This window comes from Vibrio ruber DSM 16370, from assembly GCF_900163965.1.
GTDB classification, from domain to species: Bacteria; Pseudomonadota; Gammaproteobacteria; order Enterobacterales; family Vibrionaceae; genus Vibrio; species Vibrio ruber.
Genome location: NZ_FULE01000057.1, coordinates 1 through 5,804 on the forward strand (window position 1 = coordinate 1; position 5,804 = coordinate 5,804).

At 41.9% G+C, this 5,804-nt stretch carries 6 protein-coding genes and 1 pseudogene; 5 read left to right on the forward strand and 2 right to left on the reverse strand.

Features of this window, described 5'->3' with window-relative positions; genetic code table 11:
- The coding region (locus VR7878_RS18830) for a transposase (RefSeq protein ID WP_139344045.1) at window positions 1-157 on the reverse strand (157 nt) is incomplete at its 3' end.
- Between the two features lie 439 nt (window positions 158-596).
- Between VR7878_RS18830 and VR7878_RS18835 the strand changes: the two genes are divergently transcribed.
- From VR7878_RS18835 to VR7878_RS18855, 4 genes are all read left to right on the forward strand, one after another.
- On the forward strand, window positions 597-1,475 hold the full coding sequence (locus tag VR7878_RS18835; RefSeq protein ID WP_159440504.1) for a HEPN domain-containing protein: 879 nt from the start codon (window positions 597-599) through the stop codon (window positions 1,473-1,475).
- A 73-nt stretch (window positions 1,476-1,548) separates the two neighbouring features.
- Window positions 1,549-2,037 carry a hypothetical protein gene (locus tag VR7878_RS18840; protein ID WP_077337553.1) on the forward strand — a complete coding sequence of 163 codons (489 nt, stop codon included), beginning with the start codon at window positions 1,549-1,551 and terminating at the stop codon, window positions 2,035-2,037.
- Window positions 2,038-2,339: 302 nt separating this feature from the next.
- The gene (locus tag VR7878_RS18850; protein WP_077337555.1) at window positions 2,340-2,531 is read left to right on the forward strand and encodes a hypothetical protein; all 192 of its coding nucleotides are present in this window, start codon (window positions 2,340-2,342) and stop codon (window positions 2,529-2,531) included.
- Window positions 2,532-2,989: 458 nt separating this feature from the next.
- Entirely contained in the window at window positions 2,990-3,559 is a 570-nt protein-coding gene (locus tag VR7878_RS18855) for a flavodoxin family protein (protein WP_077337556.1), read from the forward strand.
- 544 nt (window positions 3,560-4,103) lie between these two features.
- Here VR7878_RS18855 and VR7878_RS18865 read toward each other — a convergent pair.
- Window positions 4,104-5,054 (reverse strand): ABC transporter substrate-binding protein, encoded by a 951-nt coding sequence (locus tag VR7878_RS18865; RefSeq protein ID WP_159440505.1) that lies wholly within the window; start codon window positions 5,052-5,054, stop codon window positions 4,104-4,106.
- Between the two features lie 665 nt (window positions 5,055-5,719).
- On the opposite strand from VR7878_RS18865, the pseudogene VR7878_RS18875 reads away from it, so the two are divergent.
- Window positions 5,720-5,804: pseudogene (locus VR7878_RS18875) on the forward strand (IS200/IS605 family transposase); the annotation flags it as partial.

Here is a 5,804-nt window from a genome sequence, read left to right on the forward strand (position 1 = left end):
CATCAGAGGCTTCCATACCACCGTACTTCGATTTCCAGTTATAGTAGGTTGCATCAGAGATCCCGTATTCGCGGCACACTTCATTGACTTTCCTGCCGGCTTCGACTTCCTTCAGGATCTTGACGATTTGCGTTTCTGTATAGCGTGATTTTTTCATCATGCACTCTCCGTTTATTTCAGTGTAAACGGAAAAGCCCTATTTACCAGCGTCCATTTTTTCGGGGAGGGTTACACAGACAACTGGAAGAAAGTTGGTACTAGAACAGTGTTGAAAGAGTTCTTTGAATAAACAAAAACAAACATAGCAAACGATTAAGGTTTCAAGGTACTTTTCTAATCTGGTTCATGGGCGTTGGAGCATCATATCTAACACATTTCTGTCCAAAAATAAGCTTGAGTAGAGATTGAGACCTTTTCCATTCTGACACCTCACTCGCACCAGCCCCTCAACATTGCAGTATGAAAAATAAAGTGATGTGAAGTGACTCGGGAAAAGGCAGCGATATAGATTTAACCCGATGAAAACCCATAGACTTTTGCGCGGTAGCTCGCCACACTGTGGGCATTGTTCATTAACCGATGTAAATCATTCAGATATGAAGACTTCACTCGATCATCTGCCCGAACGTAAACAGCATGAGTTGGCGCTGATTTCCACTATTTTGCGCGATACGCTGGAAGAATACATCGTCGGTAAGCAGGGGAGTAAAGCCGAGTTTCGGATCCTGAAAATCATCTTGTTCGGCAGCCATGCCAAAGGCGGTTGGGTGAGGGATATTCCCAACGGCTATGTCAGTGATTACGATATTCTGGTGATCGTTAACCAATCCTCGCTGGTGGAAGAAGATCTGGTCTGGCGTCGGGCGGAAGAGCAGATCGACCGCAAAGTCACAAGTGCACCGCTGGGTCTGATTGTGCATACCTTGGCAGAAGTGAATGAACAGCTTAGACAAGGTCATTATTTTTTTAAGGATATCCGCGAAGAGGGTATTGAAATCTTTGCCGCCACCCCGAAGGAACTGGCCGAGCCGGGCGATCTCACCGATGAAGAACGCCGTGACATTGCACAGGGGCATTTTGAGCAGTGGTTTCAAAGTGCAGGAGAGTTTTTAGAATTCTCACAGATTGCGATAGACAAAGGTTATGTGAATAAAGCGGCTTTTGAATTACACCAAGCCGCAGAGCGATTTTTCGCCTGCACCTTGCTGGTTCTGACCAACTACCTGCCGAAAACCCATAATATCGAAAAGCTGAAAAAATACTGCGCAGAGCAAGACCATACCTTTGCCGATATTTTCCCGATGGATGACAAATTCCACCGCCGCAGCTTTCGCCGCCTGCAACGCGCTTATATCGACGCCCGTTACTCAATGCATTATGAAATCACTGAAGAAGAGTTGGCGTATCTGCAAGGTGAAGTGGAAAAACTAAAAACGCTGGCGGAAGCAGTTTGTCTGCGGAAGCTGGAAGCGTAGGCCGTATGGTGTTACCTAATCGTTGTGATGCGATATTTAGGTTTCGAGCCGTGTGTTTAGAATTGGATTTTAGATGAAACAAGAAAATAGATTTGTCGCAGACTTATATCATTTACTTTCTCCGTTCATGGATAAAGACAAAGACCTCTATTTATGCATGGATGGTGGTGGTGCCAAGCACCATGCAGCCTCAGAACATGGCAAACTTGAAGATGCGGTTCTCCCAGATATCTGGTTTTGTTTAGTCGGACAAGAAAAGCATATTGGCATTGAAGCGAAGGTGTTTGATTCAAATAATTTGAGTTTTAGGCAGATGCAAATCCAGTCTTGGAGGTCGGATGGAAACGGTATCTACACACCAAATTTTTGGGTTGCAACAAATAGGGAACTAACCGAATATAAATGTTGGTTTCACAAAACAATGGTGGCTAGATTAGACACGACAATGAGTACCGTGGATAATGTCAGCCTCTCCATGAGCAAATACCCAGCTGATCATGAGTCAAATACAATACAAGAACTCGCATTGTTTATATTGCAAAATCAATACAAGAGCGCATAACAAGTCAATGTACACAGAGAATAGAAAACAGAAAAGTAATATTATTAACTTTGAAAGAAGGATGCACTAATCATGTTAGAAGAAGTATCCTATTTAGGTCATGAATTAGTTAATTCTTCTTTCTCTCTGAAAAAAGAACCTAGAGGGAAAGGTTACTATAAATATAATCTTAGCATTGGCGATAAATTTAATTTTTTAAAACGAATGATGATGAAGACGAATATTTACATAACGAAATTTCGATATCCATAAACGCATTTGTTCACGGTTTTGAAAAAGATTCAGAAGCGCTGGTTTTTATAATGGATATCGAATTTATTATAAGATTTGAATTAGATAAGGGCCAGTTGATGGAGCAAGACTATGCGATGGAGAACGAATGGTTCTTTATGAATTTTGCTAGCATAGCATCGAAAACAATTATTGATTCGATTTTATCTCATACAGCACTAAAGGGTACTTTTATCCCTGCTCATAGACTTCCTGAAGCATAACCAAATAATCAAACGCGTTAAACTCAGCGGTTTTGGTATCAACTATATGGTAGGAAATCCATTTCATGTTGTCTTGGAGCCAAATGATTTTAAATGGCTGGTTTGGTTGCTGATGTCATTCTGTGTCGTTTTTGGATTTGAGCTTGTGATTGAAATTACCAGCGCTAATAAATCAACCCAGCTAGCCGCTAACGCGCTGACTGATTGAGGTTATGCCTTCTAAGTTCGATAATACAATGAACTCAAAATGTCGTGTGCAGGTTGGTCTCAAGAAGGATATCGTCTAAAAAATCAGTTCTTTTAGGGTACATTTTAGTGCAAAATTAAATCCGGAGTAATCTGACAAATAGATTTATTGCTTATCGGCTAGTGTGTTTACGGCAGTTATTTTGGGTATAGCGGGATATTTGCAGTCACTTAGCTTCGTTATATTTTTTTCGGATAAAAGGAACAAATCTGTGAAAATAGCAGTTATTTATTTCACAAAAACGGATGTTACAGGAAAATTAGCACAATCGGTTATTAATGGCATTTATGACGAAGATCCGAATGCAACTGTGCTTGAGTACCGAATTGAGGGAAAAGAAATCATCGAAGGTCGATTCATTAATCCGACACTTTTCGAAAGATTGCTTGAGTGTGATGCGATCATCATGGGGTCACCGACATATATGGGTGGCGTTTCAGCTCAGTTTAAAGCGTTTGCTGATGCAAGTAGTGATTATTGGAGTGACCAAATGTGGTCAAACAAGGTTGCTGCTGGTTTTACATGTGGCAGCGCTCCGAATGGAGATCAAGCGAGTACGTTGAATTATCTGTTTACTTTGGCCAGTCAACACGGCATGTACTGGGTTGGTCTGGATTTAGCGCATGGCTATAGAGATCAAGGTCTGAATCGTTTAGGTTGCCAGCTTGGTGTCGTTGCTCTATCGGTTGATGGTGTAGTAGATGAGGTTGATTTGTTGTCAGCGAAGTATCTAGGTCAGAGAGTTGTGGGGTTAGTTTCTAAACTTAGCCCCAAAACATAATAAATGAGTATGGCGTCAATCATTCATTTTTCGTTTGTACCTTGTGGGTTTTGAGCGATTACCTGCTCAAAACCCACAAGATCGAAAAACTGAAAAATACTCCGCAGAGCAAGACCGTGCCTTTGCCGATGTTTCCCCAATGGACGACAAATTCCACTGCCGTCGCAGCGAACACAGATAACATACAAATGAAGCCGGTGATTGTTTTCATTATGCCTTCGGGAGTTTTTTGCAAAATGCGAAAATTTTTATTTTAAGAATTGATTATGAGCCAATATGCTATAAATTGATTTCTTAATAAAAAATAATGAATAAAAACAATTGGTTAAATTTTATTAAAAAGTTGGCACGTATAGTGCTTTACCAAGAGTGATCCTTTTTAAGCCGAAGGATCACCTAGCCAACTGACGTTGTTAGTGAACCAAATTTGTTCATATTGATAGCCAATCACGATTTTGTGATTGGCTTTTTTTATGGGGACGACTTTATGATGGACGATGCAATCGGATTGTTCATCGTCACTACCAGCCTGGGATGAATATGGCTACTGTGATTTAGCCGTTGATTCTGCCGGGGTAGGCTGCGGGCGAGAGATAAACTCAATCGGTGTGTGTAATTGACCTTCAACGGTCTTTCCCTGCAGCGCTTCATGAATCAGCCAGACTCCCTTGTAACCCATTTTATACGGGAGCTGAATCATATAGCCGTACAGTGAGCCATTTTTGAGGCTTTCAACCATCATTTCTTGTTCATCAAAGCCGATGTGAATGACATTAGATTGATTGAGGTAGCTTTCTCGTGAAATTAATACGCCAATTGTTGTCGTATCATTCGGAGTAAAAATCCCATTGGCATGAGGAAATTGCTCCAGGATCTCGGCTGACTTTGAACGTGCATCACCGACTTGCGTGCCCAGATAAGCATCGGCAACGATTGTCAGACCTATCTTTTGGGCTTCATCGGCAAAGCCTCGTTCTCTGGCATCTGTCGATGCAACACCTTTCTTGAGCCGGAAAAGCAGGACATTTCCCTGATAGCCTAATGCTTCCCCCATTTTTTGAGCGGCCAGTTGTCCCGCAGCATAGTTATCTGTCGTGACAGAAGCCAGTCGATCACCACCGGTATCCCGATCAATATAGATTACCGGAATGCCTTCCGCTTTTAAGTGGGCGATGTCTTGATTGCGACTGGCATCTGATGGCGCAATCACCAGACCACGGCAGTGAAACAGTTTCATCGTGTTCTCTAAGACGAATTTTTGCCCGGAAGAATCGGAGTCTTCAACGGTTCCTCTGGCGTAGACTTTCAATCCCAATTCTTTGCCTGCTTGCGTTGCGCCTTCAATGACCTTTGACCAAAACGCCCGGCTGGTACTGCCGGATGTGATCACCGTGACACAATTTTGTCTTTCTTGTGGGGCGGATTGTGCGCTCAGGGGGATGGCCAGTGTAAGGATAAAACCAGTGATAAAAGTCGACACAATCCTGAAATTCATAGTTTTCCCTCTTCGTTCCCTCGGAATCATCCCGTTCATTATAAGTCTGATTTCATAGCTGTGAGGAAATAAGTGCAAAGTTGTTGCCAAGGTCACGTCATCAACTTTATCCGTACGTGATTGAAGGTATTCGTTCACTCAGGTCGGTTTGAGCGGCCAATGAATGGATCATATCGAGAATCGGATTAATTTCTTTCGTCGCTTCACTGAGAGCGGTTAATTGTTCTGACAGGGGGCCGTTCCCGAAGTTTATTTGTATGACTCGCTCAGAAGCGTTTTTTGCAAAATGGGAATTTTTTTTATTTTGCATTTTAGCTATGTCCATATATGCAATAAAACTAAGCCTTTAAAATGAAAAATTAGTAAAATCAGTATCTTAAAGATAAAATAAAAGTTGGCACGTATACTGCATTAATTAGAATGACCCTTATTAAGCCGAGGGTCACCTAGCCAACTGACGTTGTTAGTGAACCAAATTTGTTCATATTGATAGCCAATCACGACCTTGTGATTGGCTTTTTTTGTATAGAGAAAACCCCCAGCTAGGCTGGGGGTTCCGTAAAGCTTACAGCTATAAGTCAGTTATATAACCCCTTTCAATTTGATAAAAACGTCTTGTGGTCTGGCAACTACAAGAGTTAATTAAGAATTGAAAGGGGGTCCCAATGGGGGACGAAAAGAGCTTAGCGCACACGCGCTGGAACTGTAAATACCACATAGTCTTTGCACCGAAATATAGAAGGCAAGTGT